The 26994-nt window shown below is 71.0% G+C and carries 23 protein-coding genes, 1 tRNA gene and 3 pseudogenes; 8 read left to right on the forward strand and 19 right to left on the reverse strand.

Annotated features, from left to right (window positions below; translation table 11 throughout):
* Window position 1 precedes the first annotated feature (1 nt).
* The 7 genes from M2157_RS08325 to M2157_RS08355 form a co-directional block, all read right to left on the reverse strand.
* Window positions 2–1522 (reverse strand): Wzz/FepE/Etk N-terminal domain-containing protein, encoded by a 1521-nt coding sequence (locus tag M2157_RS08325; RefSeq protein WP_280864895.1) that lies wholly within the window; start codon window positions 1520–1522, stop codon window positions 2–4.
* Window positions 1519–2883: a Wzz/FepE/Etk N-terminal domain-containing protein gene (locus M2157_RS08330; protein WP_280864896.1), complete on the reverse strand. Its 1365-nt coding sequence runs from the start codon at window positions 2881–2883 to the stop codon at window positions 1519–1521. The genes M2157_RS08325 and M2157_RS08330 overlap by 4 nt, the downstream gene beginning before the upstream one ends.
* A complete protein-coding gene (locus M2157_RS08335) occupies window positions 2880–4139 on the reverse strand; it encodes a glycosyltransferase family 4 protein (RefSeq protein WP_280861187.1) in 1260 nt (419 codons plus the stop codon). Before M2157_RS08335 ends, M2157_RS08330 begins: the two co-directional genes overlap by 4 nt.
* Complete coding sequence (locus M2157_RS08340) at window positions 4129–5445, reverse strand: nucleotide sugar dehydrogenase (RefSeq protein ID WP_280861188.1); 1317 nt, start codon at window positions 5443–5445, stop codon at window positions 4129–4131. Before M2157_RS08340 ends, M2157_RS08335 begins: the two co-directional genes overlap by 11 nt.
* 73 nt (window positions 5446–5518) lie before the next feature.
* Entirely contained in the window at window positions 5519–6997 is a 1479-nt protein-coding gene (locus M2157_RS08345; RefSeq protein ID WP_280861189.1) for a sugar transferase, read from the reverse strand.
* A 712-nt stretch (window positions 6998–7709) separates the two neighbouring features.
* Window positions 7710–7783: transfer RNA gene (locus M2157_RS08350), tRNA-Pro, on the reverse strand.
* Between the two features lie 81 nt (window positions 7784–7864).
* Window positions 7865–9292 (reverse strand): MFS transporter, encoded by a 1428-nt coding sequence (locus tag M2157_RS08355; RefSeq protein ID WP_280864897.1) that lies wholly within the window; start codon window positions 9290–9292, stop codon window positions 7865–7867.
* Between the two features lie 175 nt (window positions 9293–9467).
* Between M2157_RS08355 and M2157_RS08360 the strand changes: the two genes are divergently transcribed.
* Window positions 9468–10046, forward strand: a complete 579-nt coding sequence (locus M2157_RS08360; RefSeq protein ID WP_266511083.1) for a TetR/AcrR family transcriptional regulator — start codon at window positions 9468–9470, stop codon at window positions 10044–10046.
* Window positions 10047–10102: 56 nt separating this feature from the next.
* Here M2157_RS08360 and M2157_RS08365 read toward each other — a convergent pair whose 3' ends face one another.
* From M2157_RS08365 to M2157_RS08410, 10 genes and pseudogenes are all read right to left on the reverse strand, one after another.
* Window positions 10103–11404 carry an aromatic acid/H+ symport family MFS transporter gene (locus M2157_RS08365; protein WP_280868178.1) on the reverse strand — a complete coding sequence of 434 codons (1302 nt, stop codon included), beginning with the start codon at window positions 11402–11404 and terminating at the stop codon, window positions 10103–10105.
* Between the two features lie 27 nt (window positions 11405–11431).
* Window positions 11432–12382: a catechol 2,3-dioxygenase gene (locus tag M2157_RS08370; protein ID WP_280861193.1), complete on the reverse strand. Its 951-nt coding sequence runs from the start codon at window positions 12380–12382 to the stop codon at window positions 11432–11434.
* A complete protein-coding gene (locus tag M2157_RS08375; RefSeq protein WP_280861194.1) occupies window positions 12382–13464 on the reverse strand; it encodes a 4-oxalomesaconate tautomerase in 1083 nt (360 codons plus the stop codon). Before M2157_RS08375 ends, M2157_RS08370 begins: the two co-directional genes overlap by 1 nt.
* Complete coding sequence (locus M2157_RS08380) at window positions 13461–14165, reverse strand: 4-carboxy-4-hydroxy-2-oxoadipate aldolase/oxaloacetate decarboxylase (RefSeq protein WP_280864898.1); 705 nt, start codon at window positions 14163–14165, stop codon at window positions 13461–13463. The genes M2157_RS08375 and M2157_RS08380 overlap by 4 nt, the downstream gene beginning before the upstream one ends.
* Complete coding sequence (locus M2157_RS08385; RefSeq protein ID WP_280861196.1) at window positions 14162–14911, reverse strand: PIG-L deacetylase family protein; 750 nt, start codon at window positions 14909–14911, stop codon at window positions 14162–14164. Before M2157_RS08385 ends, M2157_RS08380 begins: the two co-directional genes overlap by 4 nt.
* 48 nt (window positions 14912–14959) lie before the next feature.
* Window positions 14960–15610, reverse strand: a complete 651-nt coding sequence (locus M2157_RS08390; RefSeq protein WP_069761104.1) for a GntR family transcriptional regulator — start codon at window positions 15608–15610, stop codon at window positions 14960–14962.
* A gap of 38 nt (window positions 15611–15648) precedes the next feature.
* Window positions 15649–15963 (reverse strand): annotated as a pseudogene (locus M2157_RS08395) (hypothetical protein); the annotation flags it as partial.
* A pseudogene (locus M2157_RS08400) lies at window positions 15959–16202 on the reverse strand (carbohydrate kinase); the annotation flags it as partial. The pseudogenes M2157_RS08395 and M2157_RS08400, both read right to left, overlap by 5 nt.
* A pseudogene (locus M2157_RS08405) lies at window positions 16182–16277 on the reverse strand (LysR family transcriptional regulator); the annotation flags it as partial. The pseudogenes M2157_RS08405 and M2157_RS08400, both read right to left, overlap by 21 nt.
* A 273-nt stretch (window positions 16278–16550) precedes the next feature.
* Window positions 16551–17063, reverse strand: coding sequence for a MarR family transcriptional regulator (locus M2157_RS08410; RefSeq protein WP_280864899.1), 513 nt, complete (start codon window positions 17061–17063; stop codon window positions 16551–16553).
* Between the two features lie 116 nt (window positions 17064–17179).
* Between M2157_RS08410 and M2157_RS08415 the strand changes: the two genes are divergently transcribed.
* The 4 genes from M2157_RS08415 to M2157_RS08430 all read left to right on the forward strand — a co-directional run bounded on the left by M2157_RS08415 (window position 17180) and on the right by M2157_RS08430 (window position 21644).
* Window positions 17180–18223: a zinc-binding dehydrogenase gene (locus tag M2157_RS08415; protein WP_280861198.1), complete on the forward strand. Its 1044-nt coding sequence runs from the start codon at window positions 17180–17182 to the stop codon at window positions 18221–18223.
* A gap of 49 nt (window positions 18224–18272) precedes the next feature.
* Entirely contained in the window at window positions 18273–19478 is a 1206-nt protein-coding gene (locus M2157_RS08420) for a histidine kinase (protein ID WP_280861199.1), read from the forward strand.
* 105 nt (window positions 19479–19583) lie between these two features.
* Window positions 19584–21062 (forward strand): MFS transporter, encoded by a 1479-nt coding sequence (locus M2157_RS08425; protein WP_280861200.1) that lies wholly within the window; start codon window positions 19584–19586, stop codon window positions 21060–21062.
* 237 nt (window positions 21063–21299) lie between these two features.
* Entirely contained in the window at window positions 21300–21644 is a 345-nt protein-coding gene (locus tag M2157_RS08430) for a cupin domain-containing protein (RefSeq protein WP_280861202.1), read from the forward strand.
* Here M2157_RS08430 and M2157_RS08435 read toward each other — a convergent pair.
* Window positions 21634–22638 carry a LacI family DNA-binding transcriptional regulator gene (locus tag M2157_RS08435; RefSeq protein WP_280864900.1) on the reverse strand — a complete coding sequence of 335 codons (1005 nt, stop codon included), beginning with the start codon at window positions 22636–22638 and terminating at the stop codon, window positions 21634–21636. The two genes, M2157_RS08430 and M2157_RS08435, sit on opposite strands and share 11 nt — an antisense overlap.
* A gap of 113 nt (window positions 22639–22751) precedes the next feature.
* Between M2157_RS08435 and M2157_RS08440 the strand changes: the two genes are divergently transcribed.
* From M2157_RS08440 to M2157_RS08450, 3 genes are read left to right on the forward strand one after another with little or no spacing between them, the layout of a single operon-like run.
* The gene (locus M2157_RS08440) at window positions 22752–23906 is read left to right on the forward strand and encodes a Gfo/Idh/MocA family oxidoreductase (protein WP_280864901.1); all 1155 of its coding nucleotides are present in this window, start codon (window positions 22752–22754) and stop codon (window positions 23904–23906) included.
* Window positions 23903–24895: a Gfo/Idh/MocA family oxidoreductase gene (locus M2157_RS08445; protein WP_280864902.1), complete on the forward strand. Its 993-nt coding sequence runs from the start codon at window positions 23903–23905 to the stop codon at window positions 24893–24895. Before M2157_RS08440 ends, M2157_RS08445 begins: the two co-directional genes overlap by 4 nt.
* 8 nt (window positions 24896–24903) lie before the next feature.
* Entirely contained in the window at window positions 24904–25953 is a 1050-nt protein-coding gene (locus tag M2157_RS08450) for a Gfo/Idh/MocA family oxidoreductase (protein ID WP_280861206.1), read from the forward strand.
* On the opposite strand, the gene M2157_RS08455 is transcribed toward M2157_RS08450, so the two are convergent.
* On the reverse strand, window positions 25950–26969 hold the full coding sequence (locus M2157_RS08455; RefSeq protein ID WP_280861207.1) for a LacI family DNA-binding transcriptional regulator: 1020 nt from the start codon (window positions 26967–26969) through the stop codon (window positions 25950–25952). The genes M2157_RS08450 and M2157_RS08455 overlap by 4 nt on opposite strands.
* Window positions 26970–26994 lie beyond the last annotated feature (25 nt).

Below are 26994 nucleotides of genomic sequence, written 5' to 3' on the forward strand. Positions count from 1 at the left end.
CCTACCGCGCTTCCTGGTCGTTGTCCGGGCCCTGTGCGGCCCACACCGGCTCCCGCTCCAACCGCCGCCGGCCCGTCCCGTCCTGCCGGGACGGCCGCTCGCTCCGGCCGCGCAGCGCGGTGTGCAGGCCGTCCCACAGCGTGCCGTCGGTCCGGTCACGCGGATCGGGGTCGATCAGCACCACACCGATCACCGGGATGCGCTGGTCCGCGAGCTGCCGCGCCACGGTGTGCAGCCATGCGGCGCTGCCGTGCCCGGCGCGTACGACGAGCACGGTCTGGGTGCCGAGGTACTGCAGATCGGTCCACGCCGTGCCGGGCGCCACCGAGCCGACGCCGAGCCGGCTCTCCTGGGGTGGCACGGCCGCGGCGCGCTCGCCACTGACCACGGTGGGGTCTCCCGGCTTCGGGCGGTGGTTCGCGAGGTGCGGGCCGGGCAGACCGTCGATGACGACGACGGGCCCCTCCGCCGTCATCGCCCTGGCGAGGTCCAGGGCGATCACGCTCGCGCTGCGCGCACAGCCAAGTTCCAGCAGCGACACCGGTTCCGTGGAGTGGCGCACGGTGCGGGCGAGGGTCGCGGTGAGCCGTTCGCGTGCCGCCCGGGTCCGTCGGCGCCGCCCCGGCCTGCCCGACCGGCGGGGCAGCTCCGCGATGACCGAGGCGCCCAGGTTCGCCGCGATGTCCCGGCGCAGCACGGGGCGATCGGCCACCACAACACCGACCGCGGCCAGCGCGAGCCCGAGGACGAGCCCGAGGACGAGCCCGATCGCGGCGTCGGTGGCAGCCGACTTGGGCAGCGACTGCCGCACCGCGCGCGGGGCGTCCACGATCTGTGTGCCGGCGATGACGTTGGGCGTGCCGATGCGTGCCTCCGCGGCGCGCTGGTCGAAGTCGGCGATCCGCGAGTTGAGTTCGGCGCGGCGGGCGAAGAGCGACTCGATGCTCGCCGACGCCTGCGGGTCACTGTCCGGCGACCGGTTTCCGATCTCCTTGTTGACCTTGGCCAGTTCGCTCCGCATGCGGTCCCGCTGGTCGAGCAGGGCCTTGGCCTCGGCCTTCGCGGTGTCCCGCTCCCGCTTCACGTGGTCCGCGACGAACGCGTCGGCCAGCGCCTTGGCCCGGGCCACCGCGGCCGCGTCGCTGTCGCCCGTCACAGTGATCTGCAGCAGGTTGTTGGTCAAGCCGGTTCCCCGGTAGTCCCGCATGAAGTCCTCCGGTTTTTCCGGGGACTTGAGGGACTGCAGGGCCGATTCGGCGATCCGCGTGGTCTCCAGCAGCTGGACGTCGGTGCGGATCAGGGTTCCGGGGTCGTTCGGCTGGTCCTCCTCGTGCGCGACCAGCACCTTGGTCATCGCGGTCGGCGGCGACGGCATCAGGACCGCCACCGCTGCGCCGACCAGCAGTCCGAGCAGCGCCATGGCGGACCAGAGGCGACGGCGCCTGCGCACCGACACCACCAGGGCCTGCAGGTCGATGAGCGGAGTGGCAGCCGACGACTCCGTAGCTGTACTTGTCGTCACGCCGAGCCTCCCGTCGCGTGGCCGGGCATCGCGAGCGCCAGGGTGGCGTCGTCCGGAAGCTGGCCGGCAGACCGTGTGGGGCGGGCCTGGACCAGGCCGGCGACGACGACGCCTACGACCTCGTGCCTGCCGTCCGCGCACGCCTCGGCGATGCCGGCGAGCTCCTCCGCGGTCCAGCTGCCCGCGCTGAGAACGACCACGGCCCCGGACTCGTTGACTCGGTCCGGCACCGTCGGCCGGTCCACCGAGACGTCCACCATCCGCAGCAGCGGATCGCTCTTGCTCTCGGCGACGAGTTCTCCGGCGGCCCGGCGGGCGATCTCGTCGCCGTCCGGTACGACGACCAGCAGCCGCCGAGGGGCCGGCAGCTGTTCCCGGAGACGGGCGCACACCCGCCGGTAGCGAATCCGCCTGTCGGTCTCGTCGCCGGACCGCTGCGGGACGGGTAGGTCCCACCGGGTGTCGACGCCGAGGAGTCGGCGGATCCAGGCCCGTGGGCCCCCGCCTTCCGGCCGGTGCGCGTTCCGTTCACCGGGCACGTCGACGGTGCCGAGGACCGCCGAGCCCAGCGCCGCGGCGATCTCCGGTTCGGTGCGCAGTCGGCGATTCATCCGTGCGGCGACGAGATGGCCGACGACCGCGAGCAGGAAGAACAGCAGTGCCCCGGCGGCGATGAGCTGGACCCTCGTCGGGGGCGCCTCGCCGGTCGGGCGGGGTGCCGGGCCCATGACGACCATGCCGGCCTTGTTGGTCGCCGGGTCGGCCTGGTCCAGCTTCTGCATGGCATCCTCCAGCGAGGTGCGCAGGTTCTCGAGCGCGGTGCGGGCCTGGACGCTCTCCACGGTCTGCCCGGGATCGGCCGCCTCGGCCAGGTCGCTGATGCGGCGGTTGGTCTCCTCCACCTGCTGCCGCAGCGCCTCGGTGCCCGTGGCCGCGGAGTCGGTGCTGCCGCCCGAGACCCGCGCGGCGAACTTGACGAACTGCTGGGCGACCTGGTCGGAGAGCTGCTGGGCGCGCTTCGGGGTGTCGGCCGTACCCGAGATCTTGATGATGTTCCCGTCGGAGGCCTTGGCGCTCACGCGATCCCGCAGATCGATGCCGCTGACGCCGCTCCAGTCGAGAGCGGTGGCTGCCTGGTCCACCACCGTCGAACTGGTCGCGACGTCCACCTGGGTCAGCAGCTCGCGCTCCTCCCACTGCCCCGGCAACAGGACCGATGCCGACGCCGTGTATCGCGGCGGGAACACCACGGAGGTGCCGTAGCCGACGAGTGCGCCCACCAGGGCGAGGGTGGCGAGAAGGCGCCACCGCCGCCGGAGTATCCGCCCGATCGTGGCCAGGCGAATCGTGTCTTCGTTCAACGCCCAGGCCTCTTCCTCGTCCGGACCGCCTTGCCGGCCGACACCGGGGTGTCGCAGGCAGCGGCGTAGGCGGCGAGCAGCGAGGCTTGCGAGTTCCGCCAGGAGAGCGGACCGCTGATCCGCTCCTGGCCGATCTTGCCCATCCCGGCCCGCTTCTCCGGATCGTCGAGCAGCAGCGCGATGAGCTTGGCGAACTCGGCCTCGTCGTTGGCGGGCGCGTAGACGGCGGCCTCACCGGCGGAGACGCGCGCCTCCTTCAGGTCGAAGGAGACGATGGGACGGCCCATCGCCATGTACTCCAGGACCTTGTTCATGGTCGACACGTCATTGAGCGGATTGCGCGGGTCGGGAGAAAGGCACACGTCCGCGGTGGACAGGTAGCGCACCAGGTCGGCGTCCGGAATGCGCCCCGTGAACTGCACCTGCTCGGAGAGCCCGAGCTGCCGGGACAGCTCCACCATCGCGTCGAAGGCGTCGCCGGCGCCGACGAACACCGCGTGCCAGTCGGTCCGCCCGAACTCGTCACGCAGCTTCGCGAGGGCCCGCAAGGCGTAGTCGACGCCGTCCTGCGGGCCCATGACCCCGAGATAGCACAGCAGGTGAGGCTTGCCGCGCTTCAACTCCGGCTCGGGCGGCACCGGTTGGAACCGCTCGATCGCGGGTGCGCTGCGCACCACGAACACGTCCTCCGGCCGCCGGCCGCCACGGTGCATCGCGACGTCCCGGTAACTCTCGTTCGTGGCGAGGACGATGTCCGCGGCCCGGTAGGTCCGCCGTTCCAGCGCGCACACGGCGCGGTAGAGCAGGTCTTCGCCGCGGTCGAACCGGGAGAGGTACAGCTCCGGTACCAGGTCGTGCTGGTCGAAGACGAACCGCGCGCCGCGCCGCTTCAGCCACAGCGCCGGCAGGAACAGCAGGTCGGGCGGGTTGCAGGCGTGGACCACGTCGACCGGGCCGACCTTGCGGGCCAGCCGGGCCGTGTGCCACAGCGCCGATCCGTATTCCCGCAGGTAGCCGGCCGGTCCTCCGGTGGCCGCGCGCAACGGGTAGCGGTGGATCCGCACCCCGTCGATCAACGCCTCCGGCTCCGTGTCCCGTTTCTCCCCCCGGGGACAGATGACGTGCACTTCCCAGCCCGCGTCGCGCAGCGTCGTGCACTCCTGCCACACACGCCGGTCGAACGGCACCGACAGGTTCTCCACCAGGATCAGCGCGCGTCGGTTCGACCCGTCGCCGCTGATTGCGTTACCAAGCAAGGCCTATGTACCCCGGTTCGGTTCGACGCGTCTCGGCGTCGGGAAGGTGGATGAGGTCGACGATCACCGGGCCGTCCCCATGGGGCAGCGCCGACAGGACGGCCGGATCCTTGGTCCCGACCAGGCACACCTCGGCGTGGTCGAGCACCTCGTCGACGGAACTCGCCAGCAGCTGCGCGAGGTGCGGCAGCCGGGTCTCGATGTACTCGCGGTTCGCGCCGATCAGCCGGGAGAGGCTCACGTTGGCGTCGTAGATCCGCAGGTCGTAACCCTTGCCGAAGAGCCTCTCCGCCAGCTCGACGAGCGGGCTCTCGCGGAGGTCGTCGGTGCCGGGTTTGAAGGACAGCCCGAACAGGCCCACCCGGCGCTTGCCGGTGCGCTCGACCAGCTCCACCGCGCGCTGCAGATGCGCGGAGTTGGAGGGCAGCACATGGGCGAGGATGGGCACCGAGATGTCGGCCCGCTGTGCCGCGTGAACCAGACTGCGCAGGTCCTTGGGCAGGCAGGAGCCGCCGAAGGCGAAGCCGGGACGCAGGTAGGCGGGGCTGATGTTCAGCTTGCGGTCGGCCAGGAAGACGTCCATCACCTGGTGCGAGTCCACCCCGAGCGCCTGGCACACCGCGCCCAGTTCGTTCGCGAAGCCGATCTTGAGGCCGTGGAACGCGTTGTCCGCGTACTTGATGGCCTCGGCCGTAGGGACCGGGACCCGGAACACCTCGCCGGGCAGGCCGTCGTACAGGGCCATCACCGCGTCGCCGCTCGCCGGGTCGAGCTCGCCGATGACGGTCTTGGGCGGGTCGAAGAAGTCCCGCACGCTCGTGCCCTCGCGCAGGAACTCCGGGTTGACCGCGACCCCGATGTCCACCCCGGCCGTGCCGCCGACGTACTTCTCCAGGATCGGTACCAGCAGGTTCAGGCAGGTGCCCGGGAGCATGGTGCTGCGGAACACGACGGTGTGCCGCCCGCCCCGCTCTGCCAGCGCCGCGCCGATCTGCTCGGTGACCCGCTCCAGATACGTGGTGCACAGACTGCCGTTGGGCTCCGACGGGGTGCCCACGCAGACCAGCGACACCTCGCTGTCCATGATCGCCTCACGGACGTCGGCGGTGGCGCGCAGCGCTCCCGTCCGCACGACCTCGCTGATGAGTTCGCCGATCCGCTCCTCGACCACCGGGGCCTTGCCGTCGTTGACCAGGTCGACCTTCACCTGGTTGACGTCCACCCCGATGACCTCGTGGCCCATGCTGGCCAGGCACGCGGCTGAAACGCAGCCCACGTAGCCGAGCCCGAAAACGCTGACCTTCATGACGCGTCCCCTCCCCCAGGCAGGCCCTTGTGGCCTGCGGTTCGCGCGCCGACCGGTCGACGGCCCTCGCGCATCAGTACGCCCCCTGGCCGTGGAGCACCGCACGCAGCGTCTTCCACAAAATCACTGTGTCCAGGGCCAGCGACCAGTCCTCCACGTACCGCAGGTCGAGGCGGACCGCCTCGTCCCAGGGCAGGTCGCTGCGTCCGCTGATCTGCCACAGGCCGGTGAGCCCGGGCTTGACCAGCAGCCGCCGCCGGATGTCCGGGCCGTACGCGGCGGACTCCTCCGGCAGCGGAGGCCGCGGACCGACGAGCGACATCGATCCGGTCAATACGTTGAAAAGCTGCGGGAGTTCGTCGAGCGAGTACCGGCGCAGCACCGATCCCACCCGGGTCACCCGCGGATCCCGGCGGAGCTTGAACAGCAGCCCTGCGCCCTCGTTGCGGTCGGCCAGCTCGGCACGTGCCCTGTGGGCCCCGGCCACCATGGTGCGGAACTTGAGAATGGTGAACTCGCGGCCGTCCTTGCCGACCCTGCGCTGGCGGTAGAACGCTCCGCCCCGGCTGTCAGCCAGCACGAGCAGCGCGACGAGCACCATGAGCGGCGCGAACAGCATCAGCAGGATCGCCGCGCCCACCCGGTCGACGACCCCTTTGATCGCCCGGCGGCCCCCGGTGAAGGTCGGCATGCTGACCCGCAGCAGCGGGATCCCGAGCACCGCGTCGACGTGCAGGCGCGGGCCGGCCACCTCCATCAGCACGGGGGCGACGACCATCTCCGCATCGCTGCCTTCGAGGTTCCAGGCCAGCCGCTGCAGCCGGTCCGGTGACCAGTGCGGGTCCGGTGTGACCGCGACGACACGGTAGCCGTCGTGCTGGACGTGCTTGGCGACGTCTTCCAGCACGCCGATGACCCGCACACCGTCCAGTTCGTCCCCCTCGAGCCCGAGACCGTCCGTGGTGCACACCGCGTCCACCCGCCAGCCGAGGTGCGGGAACTTGCGGGTGCGGGCGATCAGGTCGCGCACGGTGGCCGGGCTTCCGGCAGCGAGCACCGGTCTCAGGCACCGTCCTTCCTTCCGCTGTTTGTGCAGCCTGAGGCGCAGCACATACCGCGCGGTCATGGTGACCAGCGCGATAGCGGGGATCGCGACGAAGATCCAGAGCTTGATGTTGCGTGAGGTGAGGGCGATCCCGCCGAGCGCCAGCACGACGGTCGCCGCGAACAGCGAGCGCCCCAACCGGCGGAATTCCTCGGCACCCTGGCCGAGCACGGCCGGAGCCCACGCCCGGCCCACCGCAAGCGCTCCCAGCACCAGCAGCTCGGTGCCGAACGCGAGTATCCCCCATTTCTCATGCCAGTTGGCCGCGTCCCGGGCTCCGAAGAAGTTGCCGATCCCCGCCACCACGAAGGCGGTGGCTGCGGTATCGCTGATGATCACTGTCCGGCGGTACCGCTGCTCCCAGTCGTTCGCCGACTGTCTGATCGCCCCATCCGTCAGACGCCCGTGCGCCGACGGAAAGGGGCTGACTATTTCCCCCTGCCGCACAGAACCCCCCCGGTCCCCAGTGGTACGACGTGGTTACCAGACACCGTTCCTCCCCCCGGGAGGCCCCCGCCTCCCGCAAAGTTCCTCCCCTCGCAGGGCCCCCCGCCCCGCGCCGCGCTGTTCCTCTCCCGGGAGGCTCCGCCCCCCGCGCATGACATGCCGGACACTTCAGCGCTAGGTGATCAACTCACCCTGGCGGCAGCGGACTTGGACGTCCCGCCGGCCTCTCGAGTTGCGCCGGAACCCACGAAATCCTCGGATGCTCCCCGCACCCGAAGCCCCCCTCGGGCTCCAAAAAACTGATCACCCCCGAGCCTGCGCCGAGACGTTTCTGCTCAACGTCCGCAGCACTGGACCCATAGATCACCATTTGTCGCTCGTGTCCCAGCATGGGCAGCAAGGTCAATCTAGACCATCGACACCCGTCTGCAGAGGGGGATGTGTGGAATATGTGCTTACGATTTGGAGATGGGACAATCGAGCCATCAGCGCAGCAGGTGATTCGGCCACGAAAGCAGGCCCCCTGACCTGCGGTGACAGGAGTCTCGGGTTGCAGGACGGCGTCCCGCGGGGTGACCGCCGAGTGGCGCAGCCGGTTCAACTCGCCTCAGCAGAGGGCCTCGTGGACGGCCGCACGCGGCAGCCGAAGGCCGGAGACGGCTCATACGAAAAGGGCCCCCGCAGGCTTCCGCCCGCGAAGACCCTTCGACCGTCGGGACGACAGGATTTGAACCTGCGACCCCTTGACCCCCAGTCAAGTGCGCTACCAAGCTGCGCCACGTCCCGGCCGCGTCTCCCACGTGTGCTCCGTGTGATCGCGCAGGTAGACCCTACCTCACAGGCGCGGCCGGACCGGCTGGCGGAAGGTCAGCCCCGGGTGGCGGCGGGCTCGCGAAGTTCCGTGGTTCCGGTGACGACCCGGCGCCCGGTCCGCCGTACCGGAACCAGCAGGGCCGCCATCGCCGCCGCCAGGCACAGCACCGCCAGCAGGGTGAAGCCGTGGGTGTAGCCGGACTCGTACGGCAGTCCCGAGGACTGCAGATGCCCCGTGACCAGGACGCTGGTGACGGCCGCGCCGATGGAGCCGCCGATGGTGCGGATGTTGGCGTTCATGCCGGTCGCGGCGCCGGTCTGGTCGGCCGGAACGCTGCCCACGATCAGGTTGGCCATGGAGGCGAAGGCGAGCCCGATGCCGAGGCCGAAGAGGCCCGCGACCACGGCGATCTGCCACTGCTCGTCGTGCCAGAGGGCGAGGAAGCCGCAGGCCACCGCGCCCAGCGCGGCACCGGTCACCAGAAGGGACTTGGCGCCGACGACCGGCTCCAGACGGCCGCTGAGCACCCCGGAGAAGAACATCGCCACCAGCATCGGCAGCATGAGCAGCCCGGCGGCGGTGACGCTCGCGCCGAAGCCGTACCCGGCCGACGACGGCGTCTGGACGAAGCCCGGCAGGAAGGACCAGATCGAGTACATCCCGGCACCGAAGAGCAGCGCCGCGGCGTTGGTGGTCCAGACGGCGGGCAGGCGCATCACCTTCAGGTCGATCAGCGGGCTGCGGGAGCGGGCCTCGGAGTACAGCCACAGCGCGAACAGCACGACGGCCGCGCCGAACAGACCGAGCACCCGGGCCGAGCCCCAGCCCCACCTGCCCGCCTGGCTGAGCGGCAGCAGCAGCGCGACCAGCCACGCGGACAGCAGGACGGCACCGAGCCAATTGACGTTCCCCTTCGCCCTGTTGGGCGACTCGGGTACATACCGTACGGCGATGAGCGTGGCGGCGATCACGATGGCGACCGGGATCCAGAACAGCCAGCGGTAGTCGAGCGCGGTCACGATGGGACCGGCCGCGACCATGCCGACGCCGCCGCCGGCGGCGATCACGGCGGAGAGGTTGCTGATGGAGCCGCTCACCTCGGACACGGCGAACTCGTCCCGGATGATGCCGAAGGAGAGCGGGAAGAGGGCGCCGCCGACGCCCTGGACGACCCGGGCGACGATGAGTACGCCGATGCTCGGCGCGAGCGCGGCGAGGAGACAGCCGGCCGCCACGGTCACGAGGACGGCGACGAGCGTGCGCTTCTTTCCGATCAGGTCGCCGACGCGGCCGAGGATCGGCGTGAAGATCGAGGCGGACAGCAGATACGCGGTCATCACCCAGGTCACGGTGGACTGCGAGGTGTGCAGTGCGTGCTGGACGGTCGGCAGGGCCGGCGCGATCAGCGACTGGAGCATGGAGAACACGCCGGCACCGGTCGCGAGGACCGCGAAGGTGAGACGGGTGGACTTGCGGGGCATGAAGAGCCTCTCCGAACACAGAGTGCGGCCGGAGCCTCGTGGGAAGCGGTCGCGGAAAGGACGATGGAGGCACCTCGACTGCTAAAGTGGAGGTACGCCTCCACTCTAGCGGAGGCGCACCTCCGCTTCAACCCGTACCGGAGGTCCACCTCCGTTTCACCCCCGGGAGGCAGCAGTGACCGCGCCGTCGTTCCCCGTCACCGAGATCGTCGCGTCCCGCCGGCCCCATCGGAAGGACGCCGCCCGCAACTACGACGCCCTGCTGGCCGCCGCCCGTGAGGCGTTCGCGGAGCACGGGGCGGAGGCCTCCCTGGAGGACATCGCGCGCCGGGCGGGCGTGGGCATCGGCACGCTGTACCGGAACTTCCCCACCCGCCGCCACCTCTTCGAGACGGTCTACGCGGACGAGGTGAACACCCTGGTGCAGGTCGCTCAGGACCTCGCCGACCAGGAGCCCTGGCAGGCCCTCACGGCCTGGCTCGACCGGTTCGCGGGCTACATGGTGACCAAGCGGGCCGTCCGCGAGGCCCTCAACGACGAGTCGGAGATCTTCGCGGCCTGCCGGGAGTCGATGTACGCGGCGGGCGGCCCGTTGTTCGAGCGGGCACAGGAGGCGGGTCAGGCGCGGCGGGACATGGACTTCGTGGACCTGCTGCGGATGGTCGCCGGCATCACGGCGACGGCCTTCGACGACGACGTCCAGCGCGATCGGGTGTTGTCGATCGCGCTGGACGGGGTTCGCGTGTCGCACTGAGCCGGGGCGCGCACCCGGGCTGACGCCGCCGCAGATGCTGAACGGCCCCGGCCGGGTCAGTGCGCGGCGACCAGTTCCCGCTCGCTGTCAGCGGCCGTGTGCTTGGGGCTGCGCAGGGCTGCGATGCCGATGAAGACCATGGACGACAGACCGGCGATGGCGAAGGCGGTGAAGCCCCAGTCGCCGTTGCCCGAGGCGAGGAGCCGGCCGCCGAGCCACGGACCGAAGACGGCGCCGAAGCGGCCCATGCCGGAGGTCCAGCCGACCGCGGTGGCGCGGTTGTCCGCGTTGGAGCGGATCGAGACCGTCGCGTAGATCATCGTCTGGGCACTGTTGAGGAAGACGCCCGTGAAGAAGACGACGATCATCGTCACGGTCATGTCCATGTGGATGCTCAGCAGGAAGACACCGGCGGCGGTGAGCGCGAACCAGAGCGCGGAGATACGCGGGGCGGTGAAGCGGTCGGCGGCCCGGCCCGCGACCAGCATGCCCACGATGCCGCCGAGGTTGAAGACGACCACGAAGGACAGGGCGGAACCCAGCTCGTAGCCCTCGGCGCGCATCAGGGTGGGCAGCCAGGTGGCGACGCCGTAGACGAGGAGCAGACCGCCGAAGGAGGCCACCCAGTGGAGCAGGGTCTGGATCCGCTCATTGCCGCGTAAGAGGTTCGCCAGGTTGGTCCAGGGGTCACCGGCGCCGCCGGTCCTGACGGCCGGCACCTCGACGTCGTACCGCTCGGCCAGCGCCCTGGCCTCCTCGCCGCGGCCCTTGGCGACCAGGAAGCTCAGTGATTCGGGCAGGAACTTCGCCAGCACCGGGGCGAAGAGCAGCAGGAGCACGCAGACCCAGAAGGCGGCACGCCGGCCGACGGGGTCGATGAGCCACTTGGCGAGGTAGGCGGAGAGGATGCCGCCCGCGTGGTGGGCGGTCATCAGCAGACCGATGACGATGGCGCCGCGGCCGCGCGGGGCGTAGTCCGAGACCATGCTGATCGCGGTCGGCAGCAGGCCGCCGAGGCCGACGCCCGCCAGGGTCCGGCCGAGGCCGAAGACCGTGACGCTGTCGGCCAGCGCGCACAGGCCGGAGGCCAGCGAGAAGAGGATCACGCAGGAGACCATCAGCTTCTTGCGCCCGATCCGGTCGGCGATCGTGCCGGCGACGAGGGCGCCGACCAGCATGCCGGAGGTGGCGTAGCTGCCGAGGTCGCCGGCCTGGTCCGCGGTGAGGCCGAAGGTCCTGGTCTCCAGCAGGTGCGGCAGCACCGAGCCGTAGATGAACATGTCGAGCCCGTCGAAGAGCACGGCCAGCCAGCACAGACCGACGACCAGGAGGGCCGGCCTGCTGCCGCGGGCGGACAGGAGCGGGGAGGGGTGGCTCCGGACGCGTCAGCCGACCGGCGGCGTCCCGTGCGTGTGGAACGACTCGATGGTCTTCAGTCCCCAGGCCTGCCCCTTCTTCCGCTCCTCCTCGGTCCAGGTGACGAGCGGCCAGTCGGGCGCCAGCACCAGCCGGGTGAGCGGGTTGCACAGCTCGATGCGGTTGCCGCCGGGCTCGTAGACGTACAGGAAGAACGTCTGCTGGATGGCGTGCTTGTGGGGACCCGTCTCGATGAACACGCCGGTGTCGATGGCGAGATCGGCCGCGCGCAGGATGTCCTCGCGGGTGTCGGTCGCGAAGGCGATGTGGTGCAGCCGTCCCTCGCTGCCGGTCCAGTCCGAGGTGTAGACGACGTCGTACGACTTGTTCGTGTACGTCAGCCAGCGCGCCGCGATCTTCCCGCTGTCCAGCCGGATCTGCTCGGTGGGCCGGGCGCCGAGGACGTCCTGCTGGAACTCGGCGTTGGCGAGCACGTCGGCGGCGAGGAAGTTGATGTGGTCCAACCGCCGTACGCCCACTCCCCTGTTGGGCTTGGCCTGCGGCTGGTTCTTCAGCGCCGGCCGGAGTTCCTCGGGGGCCCGGTAGTACTCGCTCTCCCAGTAGAGGGCGTGCTCATGGCCGTCCGGGTCGGTGGTGACGTACAGCTTGCCCAGGCCGGGTTCGTCCTCGACCCACCTGCCCGTGCCGCCCGACTCCTCGACTGCCTTGATACGGCGGTGAAGTGCCTCCTCGCTGGAGGTGCGCAGGGCGAGCCTGCCGAGGCCGGGCCGGTCGCGGGCGGTGAGCACCAGGCTGTGGTGCTCGTAGTCGTCGTAGGTCCGCAGGTACACCGTGTCGCCGTCCTGGCCGTTGACCGTCAGGCCCAGGTAGTCGGTGAAGAAGGCGACGCTGGCGTCCAAGTCGGGGGTGAAGAGCTGGGTGTGGCCGATGTGGGCGATGTCGCCGAGCGGCGGAGTCATCAGTGATTTCCTGTTGGTCGGTCGACGGCCCGGGAGAAGACGGTGCCGTCGAAGATCTTGCGGGCCGTACGGACCACAGCGGTGCGCCGCGCGGAGGGCGGACCGCCGGGGCCGGCGGCCAGGCTGCTCTCGATGTCCAGGAATCCCGTGGGGTGTTCTATGCGGACGCGGTCGCTCCCGGGATCGATCGCCGCGAGGCCGGCGCCCACACCGCCCTCGATCCGCAGGCCCGCGGCCACACTGGCCGCGCCCAGGACTCCGATGGAGGTGTGGCAGCGCACGGGGATGAAGGTGCGGGTGGTGACCGCGCCGCCGTCGCGCGGCGGGGCGAGCAGCGTGAGCTTGGGGACGGTGGCGTCGGACACGTCCCCGAGGCCCATCAGGCGGCCCGCCGCCAGCCGTATGGAGCGCAGCCGGTCGGCGAGGGCGAGGTCCTCCTCCAGGTCCCGGGGCCGCTCGTAGCCGGTGACCTCGAGCGAGGTCGCCGCGATCAGGACGGTCGGCATGCCGTTGTTCACGCAGGTCGCCTCGACGCCGTCGATGACGTCGACGGCCTTGCCGGTGGGCAGCAACTCCCCGGCGCCCGGCGGGAACTCGATCACCACGGGCGCGGCCGTGCCCGGCACGCCCGAGATCTCGGCGTCCCCCGTGTACCGCACCCGGCCCCCGGGGGTCGGGAAGGTCGCCGTCGCGTGGTCGCCGGTGTTGACCATGCGGATCCGGACGGAGGTCTCCTGCTCCCCCGCCGGGACGAGTCCGCGCTCGACGGCGAAGGGGCCGACGCCGGCGAGGATGTTCCCGCAGTTCTGACGGTCGCTCACCTCGGGCCGGTCGACGAAGACTTGGAGGAAGAGGTAGTCGACGTCGGCCTCCGGGTCGGCGGACCGGGAGATCACGGCGACCTTGCTGGTCAGCGGGTGCGCGCCGCCCAGGCCGTCGATCTGCCGTTCGTCCGGGCTGCCCATGATCCGCAGCAACAGGTCGTCGCGCAGGGCCGGTTCGGCGGGCAGGTCGTCGGCGAGGAAGTAGGCGCCCTTCGAAGTGCCGCCCCGCATCAGCAGACAGGGCACCCCCTCGGTCACGGCCGCTCCCCCTCGTACTCCTCGTACGTCCGGTACTCCACGCCGAGCCTCTTCAGGGTCTCCCGCAACCCGTAGCGGTCCAGGCCGAGTTGGCCCTCGACGAAGGCGGCGCGGGTGGCGGCCTCCTTGGCCTCGCGGGCCTCGGACCTCTCGATGGTCTCGCGGGCCCGCTCGCGGGGGACGACCACGACACCGTCGTCATCGGCGAGGATCACGTCGCCCGGGCGGATCACCTGGCCGTCGATGGCGATCGGGACGTTGACCGAGCCACCCGTGGCCTTGACCGTGCCCTGCGAGGAGACCGCGCGGGACCAGGCGGCGAAGCCCATGTCACGCAGTTCCTGGGTGTCGCGGATGCCGGTGTTGGTGACGACCCCGCGCACTCCGCGCTGCTGCAGGGCGGTCGCGAACAGCTCGCCGAACAGGCCGTCCGTGCACGGAGAGGTGGTGGTGACGACGAGGATGTCGCCTTCGCCGCACTGCTCGACGGCCGCGTGGATCATGAGGTTGTCGCCGGGCCAGCCGATCACGGTGACGGCCGTGCCCGCGACGCGTACGCCCTGCTGGACGGGGCGAACGGCCGGGCCCAGCAGTCCGGTTCGGCCCATCGCCTCGCTGACGGTGGCCACGCCGTACCGCGCCAGCGCGTCGACGTCCTCCAGGTCCGCCTTCGGCGGGTTGGTGACGATCACGCCCATCACGCCAGCTCCTTCGCGATCTGCGGGTAGGGGCGCATGTACGCCTCGGCCATGGTCTTGTGGGCCAGTCCCAGGTTCGGGCCGGCGTTGCGCTTGAGCTGGACGCCCCGGCGGACGGCGAGGTCGGTGTAGTAGTCCCACAGGTGCTGCTGGGCGCCGAGGCACTCCATGGCCTTGCGCTTGGTCTCCCAGACCTCGGTGATGTCGAGGAGCACCTCGGGCTTGAAGCCGCTCATCTCGGGCTGGTGGGGCTCGAAGTAGAAGACCGGCGGGGCGCCGATGATCTCGCCCTCGCCCGGGTAGCCGATGGCCTGCGCCAGGACCCGGGCCTCCAGGGCCATCCGGTTGGCGGCCGGGTGGTCGCCGTTGTACGGGTCCTCGACGGGGTGGGTGAGCACGACGTCGGGCTGGGTGGCCCGGTAGACCTCTACGAGCTTGTCGGTCAACTCGGCGGTGGCGACCAGCGGGTAGTCGCCGGCGTCGAAGAAGCGCACCTCGGCGCCGAGGGTCGCGGCGGCGCGCTCGGCCTCGTCCCGGCGTATCGCCTTGATCTCGTCGAGTTTCCTGCCCTCGCGCCAGGCCTTGGCGGACTCCCCACGTTCACCGAAGGTCAGACAGGCGACGGTGACCTTCTCGCCGCGGGAGGCGGCCAGGGCGATGGCTCCGCCCGCCCGCCACACGAAGTCCCCGGCATGCGCGGTGATCACCAGTGTCGAACGTGGAGTGGCGGGCGCGCCTGACTGCGTCATTACGGACATCTCCTTGAAGTGGACAGGTTCGCGCCCGCCTCGCGCGGCTCAGTCGCGCAGCGCCTCGATCACGCTGGTGAGGTGGGCGCGGACGGCCTTCTCTGCCGCCTGCGGGTCCCTGGCCCTGATCGCCTCGATCATCGCCAGATGCTCGTTCAGGGAGTGCTGCGGGCGTCCCGGCCGAAGCGCCAACTGGAAGCGGTGGCGCACCAGTTGGGCATTCAGCCGCTCCAGCAGATCCACGGCGGTCCGCTGGCCCGAGAACTCCCGCACCCTGGCGTGGAGCTCCTGGTTGAGCTCGGAGTAGGTCATCGGCTCACCGTCGGCCACGGCCTTGGTCATCGCCGTGCCCAGTTCGGTCAGCTCGGCGAGCTGCTCGTCACTGGCCAGGGTCGCCGCCTTGGCCGCGCACAGTCCTTCGAGGACCATGCGGCACTCGGTGATGGCGACCGCCTCCTCGACGGTCACGACCCGTACCCGGGAACCCCGGTTGCGGATCCGCTCGACGAGTCCCTGGGCCTCCAGATCGATGAGCGCCGCCCGGATGCTGGCCCGTGTCACACCGAACTGCTCGGCGAGCTCGTTCTCCACCAGCCGCTGCGCCGGTGCCATCTCGCCGTGCAGGATCGCCTGCCGCAGCTGCGCGAGCGCATGCTGTTTGGCCTGCTCCCCGGTGCTCGGACGGGCTTCTTTCGGCATCGTTGCCCTCCCTGAGTGAGTGCTTGTCGAACCTAAATCTAGCCAGACAAGATTGTCAACAATTTTGTCTGCCGTATCGCGCACATGATGTTCGTCGCGCACACCCCGGCCTGGGCTCGCCGGGTGGGATCGTCCCGCCACCGGGCCGGCCGCACGGCGATCGCTCGGCGTCCCGCACCGGCCGGTAGACGACACCGGGCGATCACGGTGAGCCAGTCGTCCACGTCCCGCGTCTCCCGTACGGCGGGACGGTCCCCCTCGGCCCACAGGTGCGGGGTCGTGGTCCCGGTACGGCGGTCCACGAGCAGGGTGCGCCCGGTGAGGTCGGCCGGCCGCACCGACCGGCGACGGGCGGCCCGTCACCGGGTCCCACGCCAGCACGGTCTCGCCCTGGTTCGCGAGGCCCAGCGCGACCACGGGTTCACCGGCACTCCGCCAGCGCCCGCGAACCCGCCTCGATCACCGAGTCGTACAGCTCCGCGGGATCGACTTCGACAAGTCCGCCGGGCAGGTGGCGAGGCCGCACCTCGGCGAATCCGGTGCCGATGACACCGCGCTCGGAGCAGATCACCAGGGCATCGTCGGCGGCCATCGCGCACAGCCGCCGCTCCAGCCCGACGATCGCCGTCTCGAACCGCCGGTCGGCCGGCGCCCTGCGCACGACGGCCGGTCGGCGAACGCGATCGGCATCCTCGCGTCGCGAGAGACCCGGGACGGCCTCGCGCGTGGGTGAAGTCTCGGGCGGTCTCTGCGGCCGCCCGGTTCACGGCGGCGAACCACCTCTGCGGGCCTGTGTGTTCACCTCGATCCAAGCCCGCGGTCACCCCTCGGTGCCGGTGTGCGACGTGCCGAGCCGGCAGCCGGCCAATGCCAGGGCGGTGGCGAGCAGTTCGGTCTCGATCCGGGAGCCCCGTGAACGGTCCCGCCGCGTACGTGAACGTCATCGACGGGCTCGGGCGGGGAGGTCGAGCGGGGTCTCGGTGTGGGCGACGAAGTCCTGGACCAGCCGGCGGAAGAGCGTGGCGAACCGCTCCAGCTCGTCGGGGGTCCAGTCGGCAAGGGCCAGCTCGACGCCCCGGCGGCTCGCCTCCCTTATGCGCTCGACCGCCGCGAGACCCGCGCCCGTGAGTTGCACGAGCTGGGCCCGGCGGTCGTCCGGATCGGCGACCCGCACCACGTACCCGATCCGCTCCAGCTGCCGCAGCTGTCGGGTGACATGGGAGGCCTCCACGGACAGCCGGACCGCCAGCACGCCCGGGCGCACCGGGTCGCTCGCCGCGATGTTCCGCAAAATGGTCACGGCGGCCCGGTCCAGGTCGAGCCCGGCAGCCGCCATCAGCCGCTCGTGCTGACGGGCTCTCCCTGCCACGTAGGTCATCCGGCTGAGGACGTACTCGATCTCGACCACGTTCGCCGACACACCTGCTGCCGACGCGGGGTGCTGTGCGGGCATGACGCCACCTTCAATTGATTGCTTGACTTAAGTAACTCGCATGTGCTTGCCTAAGTCAAGCAAGATGACACCCCCAGTCGGGCACCCCTCAGTGCCCTCCAGAAAGTGAGACACCCATGGCCACGATGAAGTCCGTCCACGCCGCCAAGGACAAGGTCGACGTGGTGGACGTCGAGCGGCCCGTACCCGGCCCCAAGGACGCCCTCGTGCGGATCCGGGCCTGCGGGATCTGCGGCACGGACACCTTCTTCCTGCACCTGGGCGGCATGCCCTCCGGTGCGGACGGAGCGACGCGGGCCATCCCGCTCGGCCACGAGCCGGCCGGTGAGATCGTCGAGGTGGGCGCCGAGGTGAGAGGTCTCGCGGTCGGCAACCGGGTCGTCGTCAACCCGCAGGGCGCACCCACCGGCATCATCGGCTGCGGTGGCGAACTCGGCGGTATGGACGAGTACTTGCTCATCGAGAACGCCGAGGTCGGCACGAACGTCGCCGTCTTCCCCGACGACATGCCCTTCGACGTCGCCGCCCTCAACGAGCCGATGGCGGTCGCCCGGCACGCCGTCAACCGCTCCGGGGCGAAGCCCACGGACAAGGTGGTCGTGTTCGGCGCCGGACCGATCGGTCTGGGCGCCACGATCTGGCTGAAGCTGGGCGGTGTGGAACACGTGACCGTGGTCGACGTCATCCCCGAGCGCCTGGAGACCGCGCTGGCGGTCGGCGCCGACGCGGTCGTCGACTCCGCCACGGAGGACCTCACGGGCCGGCTGAAGGAGCTGCACGGCGAGGCCGCGAACGCGCTCGGACAACCACGGGTCGGCACCGACGTCTACATCGACGCCGCGGGAGCGCCGGCGGTCTTCGACTCCGTGATCGCCAACGCCAAGTGGCACGCCAAGCTCGTCATGGTCGCCGTACAGAAGATGGGCGAGGTGGATCTCGGCGGCATGCTGCGCAGTGAGCTCACCCTCATCGCGTCGCAGGGGTATCCGACGGAGATCTTCGAGGTCACGGCGGAGCTGGTGGAGCACCGGGAGCGGTTCGCGAAGCTGATCAGTCACCGGGTGCCGTTCTCCGAGGTCGGCCGTGCGTTCGAGCTCGCGCTGACTCCCGGGGCCGCGGAGAAGGTCGTCGTCACCTTCGGCGAAGCATCACACCTCTGAATGTGCCCCACCATGCCGTGCACGGCATCGGACAGGGACTCCGACCCCCATGATCGACAACCTCTTCCGCCGCCGCCCACGCCTCTGCGACGCGGCACTGCCCCTCGGTCTCTTCGCCTGCTCCTTCCCCGGGAGCCTCGTCACCCTGCCGGGCAGCGACCCCGCGGTCGCCTGGTGGCCCGGTGTCCTGCTCACCGGCCTGGCGTCCGTCGCACTGCTGTGCCGCCGGAACCGTCCCCGAGGCACGACGGCCGTGGCCATGGTGTGCGCGACCGCCGTGTCCGCCTTGGGCTACATCCTCACCGTCCTGCTGCTCGGCCCTCTCATGACCGCCCTCTACTACCTGGCCCTGCGCACGGACCGCAGGACCGCCCACACCTTCGCCCTCGCGAGCATCGTCTGCCTGATCTCGGTGGCTCTCATGGCCGGACCCGGTGACGAACCACTGGTTCTCAATCTGCTCGGGCCCGCCGCCTGGCTGCTGCTGCCCGTCGCCCTCGGCACCACGACCCGGCTCCGCGGCGCCTACCTGGAGGCCGTGCAGACCCGTGCCGAGCACGCGGAACGCACCCGGGAGGAGGAGACGCGGCACCGGGTCACGGCCGAGCGCATGCGCATCGCCCGCGATCTGCACGACGTGGTGGCCCATCACCTGCTCCTGGCCAACATCCAGGCCGGCACGGTCAGCCGTATGCTGCCCGCGCGACCCGGCGAGGCCGGGAGGATCGCCGTCGAGCTGGCCGCCACCACCTCGTCGGCACTGCGCGAACTCAAGTCCACCGTGGGCCTGTTGAGACACGACGCCGACCGTGCGACCGACTCCGACAGGACACCGGAGCGCACCCCCGGGCTCGCCCATCTGCCCGAACTCGCCGCCTCCTTCCGGCACGCCGGGCTCACGGTGGCCGTCACCACCGAAGGAACGGTGAGGCCTGTGTCCGCCGGTACCGACCTCACGGCGTACCGCATCGTCCAGGAAGCCCTCACCAACGTCACCAAGCACGCGGCCGTCGACACGGCGGAGGTACGGCTCGCCTACCGGGCCCACGACCTCCTCGTGTCCGTCGTCAACGACGGCCCCGTGTACACCGACTCCCCCTCCCCCGGCGGCGGTTACGGCCTGATCGGCATGCGTGAGCGGGCCCGTTCCGCGGGGGGCCGGATCCGTTCGGGCCACCTCGTGCAGGGCGGCTTCGAGGTCGCCGTCGAGTTGCCGTATCACCCGGAATGTCACGCGGAGGAAGCGGCCGTCTGAGCCGTGTCGTCCAGCCCACCCCGATTGAACTTGCTTAAGTCAATCAATTGCGATTCACTTGAGTGAGTCAAGCAATCCCCATGGTTCCCGACCGGAGGCCCCGCCATGTCCGACGCCCTTGCCCGACCCGCCGAAGCGGGGTCGTCAGCCCCGCCGAAGCCGAACGCCGTGGTGGCGGTCCTGGCCCTGGCCGGAATCGTCGTCTCGCTGATGCAGACCCTGGTCATCCCGATCGTTCCCGAGCTGCCCAAGCTGCTGAACGCGGAGCCCTCCGACACCGCCTGGGCGGTCACCGCGACGCTGCTCGCGGCAGCCGTGGCCACGCCGGTCGTCGGGCGGCTCGGCGACATGTTCGGCAAGCGCCGGATGCTGCTGCTCAGCATCGTGCTGCTGGTCTCCGGTTCGCTGGTCTGCGGCCTCGCCGACTCCCTCGTCCCGATGATCGTCGGACGTGCTCTGCAGGGTCTGGCCGCCGCGGTCGTGCCGCTCGGCATCAGCATCATGCGGGACGCGCTGCCGGCCGACCGGCTGGCCGGGTCCACCGCGTTGATGAGCGCCTCGCTCGGTGTCGGTGGCGCGCTGGGGCTGCCCGCCGCCGCGTTCATCGCCGACAACTGGAACTGGCACATCCTGTTCTGGGTCTCGGCCGCTCTCGGTGCCGTCACCTTCGTCCTCGTCCTGCTGATCGTGCCCGAGTCCAAGCTGCGCGCCGGGGGCCGGTTCGACCTCGTCGGTTCGCTGGGTCTGTCGGCCGGTCTGGTCTCGCTGCTGCTGACCGTCTCCAAGGGCGGTGACTGGGGCTGGACGAGCGGCACCACGCTCGGTCTCGGCGCCGCCGCGGTCGTGATCCTGCTGTCCTGGGGCTGGTGGGAACTGCGCAGCCCGCAGCCGCTGGTCGACCTCCGGACCACCGCCAAGCCGCAGGTGCTGTTCACCAACCTCGCCTCGATCGCGCTCGGCTTCTCGATGTTCGCGATGTCCCTGGTGCTCCCGCAGCTGCTCCAGCTGCCCGAGCAGACCGGCTACGGCCTCGGCAGGTCCATGCTGACCGTCGGCCTGGTGCTGGCCCCGCAGGGCCTGGTGATGATGGCCATGTCCGCCGTCTCCGCGGGGGTCACCAAGACCAAGGGTCCCAAGGTCACGCTGATGATCGGCGCGCTGATCGTGGCCGCCGGTTACGGGCTCAATATCGTCCTGATGTCCGAGGTCTGGCACCTCGTCCTGGTCTCCTGCGTCATCGGCGCCGGCATCGGCTTCACCTACGGCGCGCTGCCCGCCCTGATCATGGGTGCCGTGGACCCCACCCAGACGGGCGCCGCGAACAGCCTCAACACCTTGATGCGGTCCCTGGGCACCTCCTTCGCCAGCGCTCTCGCCGGGGTGATCCTCGCCCGGATGACCACCGACTTCGGCGGCACCGCGCTGCCCTCGGAAAACGGCTTCAAGGTCGTCATGGCGATCGGGGCGGGGGCGGCGCTGCTCGCCTTCGCCGTAGCGACCTTCATCCCGCACCGGCGGCCCGCCACCCCGCAGCCCCCGACCGACGGACCGACGAGGCCGACGGAGGTCGGCGCCAAGGCGTGAGCCCGGGTCCGGTACCGGGCTGACCGGCCGTCGCTCCGTGGTGGGGGCGGCGGCCGCCTGGCGTTTACGGGGGCCGCGGCCACTCGGCGGCGGCGAGGCCGGGCCCGATCGCGGGACGATGACCGCTCAGGCATTCAGGAGGTGCCGCCAGTTCGCGACGGAGTGTCTTCCCACCTGCGCCGACACTCCACACACTGTCGGCCCACGGGCCGGGAACGACCTCGCTAGGGTCGCAGCATGGACCACAGCTTCGTACTCCACATCCCCGACACCGAGCTCGAATCCGAGCCTCTCGCGCGGGAGCAGATCGTCTCGGGGACGCCCGAGGTGACCGGAAAGGTGGTCTGGGAGTCGGAGGACGGACGGCAGCTCCGCGGCATCTGGCAGATCACGCCCGGAGTCGTCACCGACACGGAGGCGGACGAGCTGTTCGTCGTGATCAGCGGGTCGGCGACGATCGAGGTCGAGGGCGGGCCGACGCTGAAGGTGGGGCCGGGCGACATGGCCGTACTGCGTGAGGGCGACCGTACGACGTGGACCGTGCACGAGACACTGCGGAAGGCGTACGCGATCAACCTGTGAGCGGGCCCGCCGTCGTCCCCCGGATCTCCAGCACCGGCGCGGCAAGATCCGTGCGCCCCTCTCCCCCACGCCCCTCGAACCGGTCGAGCAGGCACCGCGCGGCCCGGCGGCCGACCTCGTGACTGGCGTTGTCGACGGTGGTGAGCCAGACATGGCGGAGCCGGGCGATGCTCGTGTTGTCGTAGCCGACGACGGACAGGTCGCGCGGCACGCTCAGGCCGAGTTCCTCCGCGGCCGACACCGCGCCGATCGCGGCGATGTCGTTGAAGGCGAAGACGGCCGTCGGCCGGTCGGGGCGGCTCAGCAGCCGGACCGTCGTGCGGTAGCCGCCCTCCTCGGTCATGTCACTCGCCTCGACGACCGACTCCTCCGCGAGGCCGTGCGCCCGCATCGTCGCCTCGAAGCTGTGCCGGCGCAGCTCGCCGACCGCCCCGTACCCCGCGATGTGCGCGACGCGGCGGTGTCCGAGGCCGATCAGGTGCTCGGTGACCAGGCGGGCGCCGCGCTCGTCGTCGTTGGCGACGACGTCCACCCCCGGCAGGCTGGGCTCGCGCGCACCCGCCACGACCACCGGGAGCCGCTCGGCCACCGCCCCGAGCGCGGCGGGGTCGGGCAGCGTGCCGACCACGATCAGACCGTCCACCCCGAGGTCCAGGAAGGGACCGGCCGGATCCTGTCCGGTACGGCGGTTGAGACGGGCGTCGGCCAGGAGCATACGCAGGCCGTTGTCGTGGAGCAGGGAGTTCAGACCGTCGAGCAGGTCCACGAACCAGGGGTTGCGCAGGTCGTTCAGCAGGACCCCGACCGTGCGGGTGCGCTGCTCGCTGAGGCTGCGGGCGGCGGCGTTCGGACGGTAGCCGAGCTCGCGCACGGCCCGCAGCACGGCCTCCCGCTTCTCCGGGCGCACCTGGTCGGAGCCGCGCAGCACGAGTGAGACCAGCGACTTCGAGACACCGGCCCGGTCGGCCACATCACGGATCGTCGGCGGTCTCATGGCATGGACCGTTCCATGCGGCCGTGTGGCTTGTCAAAGGGTTGACAGCCAGGGAAGGCGGCACTCAAGGTGACCTGGATAGGAAATGGACCGGTCCAAAGAGGTGCTCCCCCATGGTCGATACGCTCGGTGTCGCCGTCGTCGGATTCGGCTGGATGGGGCGGGTGCACTCCCAGGCCTACGCCCGTGTCCCGCACCACTACCCCGCACTCCCGCTGCGCGCCGAACTCGTGACCGTCGCCGAGGACGGGCCGGGACGGGCCGAGGAGGCCGCCGCGCAGTTCGGGTTCGCCTCGGCGACCCGCGACTGGCGCGAGGTCGCCGCCGACCCGCGCGTCCAGGCCGTCAGCATCACCGCGCCCAACTTCCTGCACCGCGAGATCGGCGTCGCGATGGCCGAGGCCGGCAAACACATCTGGATCGAGAAGCCGGTCGGCCTCACCGCCGAGGACGCCCGCGCGGTGGCCGACGCGGCGGCCCGGACCGGCGTGCGGAGCGCGGTCGGCTTCAACTACCGCAACGCACCCGCCGTCGAGACCGCACGCGAGCTGATCGCCTCCGGGGAGATCGGCACGGTCACCCATGTCCGCGTCCGGCTCTTCAGCGACTACGCGGCCCACCCGCAGGGCGCCCTGACCTGGCGTTACGAGCGTGAACGCGGCGGCAGCGGAGTGCTCGGAGACCTCGCCTCGCACGGCGCCGACCTGGCCCGCTTCCTCCTCGGCGACATCGCTTCCCTCACGGCCGACACCGCGATCTTCGTGCCCGAGCGCGCCCGCCCCACCGGGGCCACCGCCGGGCACACCCTGGCGACCGGAGAGCTCGGCCCCGTCGAGAACGAGGACTACGTCAACTGCCTGCTGCGCTTCACCTCCGGTGCCCGGGGCGTCCTGGAGGCCTGCCGGGTCTCGGTCGGCGAGCAGAACAACTACGGCTTCGAGGTGCACGGCACGAAGGGCGCGGTGTTCTGGGACTTCCGCCGCATGGGTGAGCTGGGCATCAGCCGCGGCACCGGCTATCAGGACCAGCCCGTCAGCACGGTGCATGTCGGCCCGGGCGACGGCGAGTTCGGCGCCTTCCAGCCGGGCGCGGCCAACGCCATGGGCTATGACGACCTGAAGGTCGTGGAGGCGTACCGCTTCCTGCGTTCGGTCGCCGAGGGCACGTCGTACGGGGCCACTTTGGAGGACGCCGTGCACAGCGCCGCCGTACTGGACGCCATGTCCCGGTCCGCGGAAAGCCGTGCCTGGGTGGAGGTGTCGGCATGACGGTCCGCGTGGGGGTGATCGGGGCCGGGGTGATGGGTGCCGATCATGTGCGGCTGCTGCACGGGTTCGTGTCGTCGGCCGAGGTCGTGGCGGTGGCGGATGTCGACGGGGCGCGAGCGAGGGCCGTCGCGTCCGGTGTGCCGGGGGCGCTCGTCAGCCCCGACGCGTCGGCACTGATCGCCGATTCCCGGGTGGACGCCGTCGTGGTCGCCTCGCACGACTCCACCCACGCCGAGCTGACCGTGGCCGCCGTGCGCGCCGGGAAGCCGGTGCTGTGCGAGAAGCCGCTGGCGCCGACGGTCGCCGAGTGCGTCGAGGTCGTGCGTGAGGACCACAAGGCGGGCGGCGGGCTCGTGTCGGTGGGGTTCATGCGGCGGTTCGACCCGGCGTACGTCGCGCTGAAGGCCGCGCTGGGAGAGGGCCGGTGCGGTCGGCCCAGGGTGGTGCACTGTGTGAGCCGGGGTGTGACCTCGGCACCGGGCGCGGTCAGCGAGTTCAGCGTCACCGGGTCGTCGATCCACGAGTTCGACGTCGTGCCGTGGCTGCTGGACTCACCCGTCACCGCGGTGTCGTGGCACGCGCCCGAGGGCGAGTCCGCTCCCGGTCTGCGCGACCCCCAGGTGATGCTCCTGCACACCGCCGACGGCACGCTCACCACCCTCGAGACCTTCCTCAACGCCCGCTACGGGTACGAGGTCCGCTGCGAGATCGCCGGCGCGCGGGGCGCGCTGCGGCTGGCCGATCCCGCGCTGGTCGTGAGTTCTCTGGAACGGAACCGGTCCACCGGATATCCGGCCGACTGGCGGCCCCGGTTCGCCGAGGCCTACCGGCTGGAGCTGCAGGCGTGGATCGACTCGGTCGACGCCGGACGGCCCTCGCCGCTGGCGTCCGCGCGTGCGGGGCTGACCGCGTCCGCGGTCGCCGAGGCGATGATCGCGTCGATGCGCGACGCGGGCCGGACCGTGCCCGTGTCCGTACCGGCCGTGTGAGGCGTGCCGTGACGACACTTCCCGCGCCCCGCACCCCCGACCCCATGGCCGCGCCCGCCCTCAACTGGGGTGTCCTCGGAACGGGTTGGATCGCGGAGCGGTTCATCGGTTCGGTACAGCGGCACACGCGGCAGCGGTTCACCGCCGTGGCCTCGCGCGATGCCGCCCGGGCGGAGGCGTTCGCCGCACGGCACGGGATCACCCGCGGATACGGCTCGTACGAGGAGCTGGTGGCCGCCGCCGACGTCGATGTCGTGTACGTCGCCACCGAGCACACCGCCCATCTCGCCTGTGCGCGACTGGCGTTGGAGGCGGGCAAGCACGTCCTGGTCGAGAAGCCGCTCGGCCTGAACGCGGCGCAGGGGGCGGAGATCGCCGAACTCGCCGCCTCACGTGGGCTGTTCTGTGCCGAGGCGTTGTGGACGTTCTTCCTGCCGCGCTTCGATGTCGTACGGCAGGTGCTCGACTCCGGGATGCTCGGCGAGGTGCGCTCCGTGCTGGCCGACCTGGGTGAGTACTTCGACCCCGCCGGGGGTCATCGCATCCTCCGTGCCGATCTCGCCGGTGGACCACTGCTCGATCTCGGTACCTACCCACTGTCGCTGGCCACCTGGGTGCTGGGCCCCGCGGAGAATGTGCAGGCTTCGGGGCAGGCGCACCCCTCGGGGGTGAACGGACAGATCGGTGCCGTCCTGGACGGGCGGGCCGTCGTTCACACCACGCTGTTCAGTGACACTCCGAGCACGGCGGTGATCGCGGGGACCGAGGGAACCCTCCAGCTGCCGGGGCCCTTCTACCAGCCCGGTGACGTGGTGTTCGGCCCGGCCGGAGGGGGCCCTCCACTGACGTACACCGAACCCCGTACGGGCCACGACGGCCTGCACTTCGAGGCCGCCGAGGCGGCCCGCTGCATCCGGGCCGGCCTCGTCGAGACGCCGCTGCGACCGCTCCCCGAGTCGGTCGCCACGCTGCGGGTGATGGATGAGATCAGGAGACGGTGCGGGATCGTCTTCCCCGGCGAACAGCCGGACCGGACCCGCGGTGGGACAGCGACCTAGTACGGCATGTTGTACGGCGTCACCACCTGTATCGCCGAAGGCGTCGTCGGCCCCGCCGGCGGCAGCGCCCCGTGCGCCCGCATCACGATGTGGCACGCCTCCCGCATGTCCTGCCGCAGATCGTGATGGAGGACCGCCGACAGGCGGTGTTCCCGCAGCAGCCGGTCGTTGTCGTGGTCCAGATCGTGGGCCACGAACACCGCGCACTCCCTGCCCAGGTCCTCGAAGGCCCTGAGCGTGGCGATGTTGCCGCCTCCGATGGAGTAGACCGCCCGGATCTTTGGATCCCGCTCCAGAGCGGCCCGGACGAGGTCGTACTGCGTGGCGTCCAGGCCCTGTCCCTCGGCGATCTCCACCACCGCGCGTTGCGGGTGCCGGGTGCGCATCGCGCTGCGGAACCCCATCTCGCGCTCCTCCTCGTTACGGAAGAAGCCGCTGCTGAGGCTGGTGAGAACGTTGCCGGGGCGGTCGCCGAGCCACTGGCCCATGAGGTAGGCGGCGGTCGCTCCCGCCGCCCGGTTGTCGATGCCCACGTAAGCGAGGCGGGCCGTGGAGGGCAGGTCGGTGACCAGGGTGACCACGGGGATGCCCGCCTCCGCGAGCCGGCCGACCGCGGCCGTGACCTCGGGGACGTCGGGAGCCTTGAGGATCACGCCCTGGGAGCCCCGGCGGGCTATCCGGTCGAGGGTCTTCGTCAGCTCCGCGCCGGGGCCCGTCTCGCGGAAGTGGAAACGGGAGCGCAGGACGGCGGGATGCAGCGCGGGCAGCTCGGCCTCCAGGGCCGCGCGGACGGCCGTGGAAAAGCGTTCCGGCGTCTGCATCACTATGTCGATCATGAACGTGCGCCCGACCAGCCGGACCTGGGTGCGCTGCCGGTCCAGATCGGTGATCGCCTGGCGGACCTCGCGGGCGGTGTTCTCCCGGACCCCTCCCCTGCCGTTCAGGACCCGGTCGACGGTGGCCTCGCTCAGCCCCGCCTGACGTGCGATTTCCCGGATCGGGTACGGGTGACCCACGCGTCTGCTCCTTGAGGGGTTTTTG

Source organism: Streptomyces sp. SAI-127 (assembly GCF_029894425.1).
In the GTDB taxonomy this organism is placed as follows: Bacteria; Actinomycetota; Actinomycetes; order Streptomycetales; family Streptomycetaceae; genus Streptomyces.

Excerpts from the sequence above, each read along its gene's own strand:
- M2157_RS08340 (WP_280861188.1), bottom strand. The coding sequence starts at position 5,445 with ATGAAGGTCAGCGTTTTCGGGCTCGGCTACGTGGGCTGCGTTTCAGCC.
- M2157_RS08355 (WP_280864897.1), bottom strand. The coding sequence starts at position 9,292 with ATGCCCCGCAAGTCCACCCGTCTCACCTTCGCGGTCCTCGCGACCGGT.
- M2157_RS08370 (WP_280861193.1), bottom strand. The coding sequence starts at position 12,382 with ATGACTCCGCCGCTCGGCGACATCGCCCACATCGGCCACACCCAGCTC.
- M2157_RS08385 (WP_280861196.1), bottom strand. The coding sequence starts at position 14,911 with ATGACGCAGTCAGGCGCGCCCGCCACTCCACGTTCGACACTGGTGATC.
- M2157_RS08390 (WP_069761104.1), bottom strand. The coding sequence starts at position 15,610 with ATGCCGAAAGAAGCCCGTCCGAGCACCGGGGAGCAGGCCAAACAGCAT.
- M2157_RS08410 (WP_280864899.1), bottom strand. The coding sequence starts at position 17,063 with ATGCCCGCACAGCACCCCGCGTCGGCAGCAGGTGTGTCGGCGAACGTG.
- M2157_RS08415 (WP_280861198.1), top strand. The coding sequence starts at position 17,180 with ATGGCCACGATGAAGTCCGTCCACGCCGCCAAGGACAAGGTCGACGTG.
- M2157_RS08420 (WP_280861199.1), top strand. The coding sequence starts at position 18,273 with ATGATCGACAACCTCTTCCGCCGCCGCCCACGCCTCTGCGACGCGGCA.
- M2157_RS08425 (WP_280861200.1), top strand. The coding sequence starts at position 19,584 with ATGTCCGACGCCCTTGCCCGACCCGCCGAAGCGGGGTCGTCAGCCCCG.
- M2157_RS08430 (WP_280861202.1), top strand. The coding sequence starts at position 21,300 with ATGGACCACAGCTTCGTACTCCACATCCCCGACACCGAGCTCGAATCC.
- M2157_RS08435 (WP_280864900.1), bottom strand. The coding sequence starts at position 22,638 with ATGAGACCGCCGACGATCCGTGATGTGGCCGACCGGGCCGGTGTCTCG.
- M2157_RS08440 (WP_280864901.1), top strand. The coding sequence starts at position 22,752 with ATGGTCGATACGCTCGGTGTCGCCGTCGTCGGATTCGGCTGGATGGGG.
- M2157_RS08445 (WP_280864902.1), top strand. The coding sequence starts at position 23,903 with ATGACGGTCCGCGTGGGGGTGATCGGGGCCGGGGTGATGGGTGCCGAT.